This window comes from Sulfitobacter sp. HI0129 (assembly GCF_001635395.1).
GTDB lineage: Bacteria > Pseudomonadota > Alphaproteobacteria > Rhodobacterales > Rhodobacteraceae > Sulfitobacter.
Genome location: NZ_LWGH01000380.1, coordinates 1 through 3,371 on the forward strand (window position 1 = coordinate 1; position 3,371 = coordinate 3,371).

The 3,371-nt window shown below is 64.7% G+C and carries 3 protein-coding genes and 1 pseudogene; 3 read left to right on the forward strand and 1 reads right to left on the reverse strand.

Annotated features, from left to right (window positions below):
- A pseudogene (locus tag A3764_RS25125) lies at window positions 1-285 on the forward strand (DUF898 family protein); the annotation flags it as partial.
- Window positions 282-1,394 (forward strand): M48 family metallopeptidase, encoded by a 1,113-nt coding sequence (locus tag A3764_RS09815; protein WP_067924556.1) that lies wholly within the window; start codon window positions 282-284, stop codon window positions 1,392-1,394. The pseudogene A3764_RS25125 and the gene A3764_RS09815, both read left to right, overlap by 4 nt.
- 19 nt (window positions 1,395-1,413) lie before the next feature.
- Here the strand turns inward: A3764_RS09815 and A3764_RS09820 are convergent, their stop codons facing one another.
- On the reverse strand, window positions 1,414-2,772 hold the full coding sequence (locus tag A3764_RS09820) for a cytochrome P450 (RefSeq protein ID WP_067924553.1): 1,359 nt from the start codon (window positions 2,770-2,772) through the stop codon (window positions 1,414-1,416).
- A gap of 281 nt (window positions 2,773-3,053) precedes the next feature.
- Between A3764_RS09820 and A3764_RS09825 the strand changes: the two genes are divergently transcribed.
- The coding region (locus A3764_RS09825) for a GTP-binding protein (protein ID WP_201722421.1) at window positions 3,054-3,371 on the forward strand (318 nt) is incomplete at its 3' end.

The following is a 3,371-nucleotide window of genomic DNA, read 5'->3' on the forward strand; positions in this document are numbered from 1 at the left end:
GGCCTCGATCTGGCGGCGGATATGCTGGGAGCGATCGATGCGGGCGAGCTTGTACTGCCCGGCTGGATTGGCTTGCTGTCCTTCGTGATGCTTTACCTGCTGATTTTCGCCTTGTGGGGTGCGGCCTACAGCGCCTTTGTGACGTTCCCGCTGATCCGCCATGTGGCGCGCACGACCGCGCTGCCGCAAACCCGAGGCCTTTCGTCGATCAGCCAGCGCGCGCGTGACGACTTCGCCGAAGCGGAGGGTTTTGCCGAAGCGCTCGACTTGGGGGCGGCGATATGAGCAAGGGGTTCGACGGTTTCGGCGCCTGCTATTTCGATGGCGACAGGCCGGTCCCGCAGGAGGTGAGCCTGCATATCGCCAGCGGGGTGTTGCAGATCGGGCTGGATGACGGACGGATCATACGCTGGCCGGTGAAGGAAATCCGCAGGTTGCCGGATCGGGCCGGGCGGGACCGGACGCTGCTGTGCCGCGCAGGCGACCCGCTTACCCGGCTGGAAATCACGGATCAGGAAATGCTGGGCTACCTGCCTGCGGTCAGGCGGCGGGTTCATTCGGTCCGGCGGTTGCGCCTGCTGGCCTGGGGGTTGGCCGCTGTTGCGGCGGTCTGGCTGCAGTTGCTCTACCTGATCCCGCTGCTGTCGGACCGGTTGGCGGAATACATTCCGCCGGAGGGGGAAAGGGCGCTGGGCGAGGCAACGCTCGAACAGGTGCGCATGGCGCTTGATGAAACCGGGATGGGGGCATTGCCGTTTTGCGATGCGCCCCGGGGGCAGGCCGCGCTTGACCGGATGACTGAAAGACTTGCGCCGGGATCGGCCTTGCCGGTGCCGCTGTCCGTCTCGGTTCTGGATCATCCGATGATCAACGCCTTCGCCCTGCCGGGGGGCCAGGTTGTATTGTTCCGGGGGCTGCTGGAACTGGCGGAGACCCCGGAAGAGGTGGCGGCGGTGCTTGCCCATGAAATGGGCCATGTCGCACGGCGTGATCCGACCCGTCATGCCCTGCGCTCCGCCGGTTCCATCGGGGTGCTGGGTCTGGTGCTGGGCGATTTCGCGGGCGGTGCCGCCGTGCTGTTCCTGACCGAACGGCTCATCAACGCGCGCTATTCCCAACTGGCCGAGACCGAGGCGGATGTTTACGCCCGCGAGGTGCTGCGGCAGGCGGGGGTGGCGCCCACGGCGCTTGCCCTTGCGTTCGAACGGATGCGGGCCGCTGCAGGGGTGCAGGAAGACGACGGAGAGGATGGGGTCATCGCCCATTTCCTCAGCCACCCCAGCCTTTCGGCAAGGATCGAAGCGGCACTGCGTGATCCTTTGCCGCCCGGTACGGCGCAGCCCGTGCTGCCGGTCGCGGACTGGCTTGCTCTGCAATCCATTTGCGAGGGCTAGCCAGTCTTCGACCGTAGGCTCAGTCCAATGCCTCCGCGTTCAGCCAGACGCCGCCTTCGGGGCGCAGCGTGATGATCATCACCGGTTCAGGCTCCTTGCCCGGTACCGGCGTGAAACGGAACCTTGCGAGCAGCGTGGCGAGGATGATCACGGCCTCTTGCAAAGCAAAGGAAGCGCCGATGCAGATGCGCGGGCCGTCACCGAAGGGAAGGTAGGCGTAGCGGTCGATTGCCTTGCGGTCCGCGAACCGGTCGGGTCGGAAGGCATCCGGTTCGTCCCAGAGCAGGGCGTTACGCCCCAGCGCATAGATCGGCACCATGACCGTATCGCCCGGGCGGATTTCCCTGTCGCAGAGCGTGTCGGGTTTCGCCGCCGTGCGGGAGATGATGCCCGCGGGCGGGTAGAGGCGCAGCGCCTCATCGACGATCTGGCGAATGAAGGGCAGCTTTTCCACGTCATCCCCCGTAGCAGCGCGGCTCTTCAGGACCGAACGCGCCTCTTCGCGGGCACGGTCCTGCACGCCCTCATCGAAGGACACCAGATACATCGACCATGCAAGCGTCAGCGCCGTCGTTTCGTGGCCCGCCACGATGAAAGTCAGCAGGTTGTCCCGCAGTTCGGCGGTATTCATCTGACGCTTGGTCTTGGGGTCGACGCCCGAAAGCAGGAGGTCGAGCAGGTCCGGCACGCCGTCATGCCCGCGCTGTGCGCGTGCCTCGATTGCGCCGTCGGCCATGGATTTCATCTGTTTCAGCGCGGCCCCCGACATGATGCGCCCCGGTCTCGGGACCCAGTCGGGGAAGCCGAGGATGTCGAAAAGGCTGATCTTGCCCGCCTCTGCCACATAGTCGTCGATGGCGCCGTGAACCGCGTCGCGGTCAAAGGTATCGCCCCCCGAAAATGTCACGTCCGAGATCACGTCGAAGGTGGTTGTCACCATTTCATCGAGCAAGTTCACGGCCCGGGGACCATGCCCGGCGATCCTTTGCGTGGTTCGCTCAGCCGCCGCGGTCATGATGGGTGACAGGTTCAGCACGTTGCGATGAGAGAAGACCGGCGCGGCAGCGCGTCGCTGCCAACGCCAGTGCGCGCCTTCGGCGATGAACAGCGAATCGCCAATTGCCGGTTTCAACAGGTTCTTGGTCACCAGCGATTTCGGATAATCCTCCACCCGGTCGAGCAGGATTTGCCGTATCGCGCCGGGATCCATCACCATGTGCCAGCGCTTGCCCGTCTTGCCCGATACCATCGGTTGCCGGGTCGCGATCTCGGGTATGATGCTCAACACGTTGCGTCGCGCCATTTGCAGGCTCTTGAGGATCCCCCATGGTTCCGTGACCAGCGGCACGCGGACGGGAAGGCGGGCGGTCTCGTTCATGGGCTATTCCTCTTGCGGCAGGGGGGCGCGGGGGTGCGGTTCGCCTTCAAGGTAAGGCGTGGTCCCTTTCCTGCCAACGCGGCATTTGACTGCACCTGGCTGCCGGAATGGCAAGGGTACGCTGTCCGAACGGGAATGTCCGACCGGCGAGAGTTTGAATTGCAGGAACGGTCGTTCAATGCTGCGACATGCGCTTGATTTCGGAGGCCGTCTCAAATACATCGCCCGCCATATAGGGATCGGGCCCCGTCGGGGGCTCCTCAATGCAAAGGGCGCCCACCATGGCAAAGGCAAAGTTTGAACGTAACAAGCCGCACGTAAACATCGGCACGATCGGTCACGTTGACCACGGCAAGACGACGCTGACGGCGGCGATCACGAAGTACTTCGGCGACTTCCGCGCCTACGACCAGATCGACGGCGCGCCCGAAGAGAAGGCCCGCGGCATCACGATCTCCACCGCGCACGTGGAATACGAGACCGAAGCACGCCACTACGCGCATGTGGACTGCCCCGGCCACGCCGACTACGTGAAGAACATGATCACCGGTGCGGCGCAGATGGACGGCGCGATCCTGGTGGTGAACGCGGCCGACGGC

Bases quoted from the DNA above. Each gene is read 5' to 3' on its own strand.
- A3764_RS09815 (WP_067924556.1), top strand. From the start codon at position 282: ATGAGCAAGGGGTTCGACGGTTTCGGCGCCTGCTATTTCGATGGCGAC.
- A3764_RS09820 (WP_067924553.1), bottom strand. From the start codon at position 2,772: ATGAACGAGACCGCCCGCCTTCCCGTCCGCGTGCCGCTGGTCACGGAA.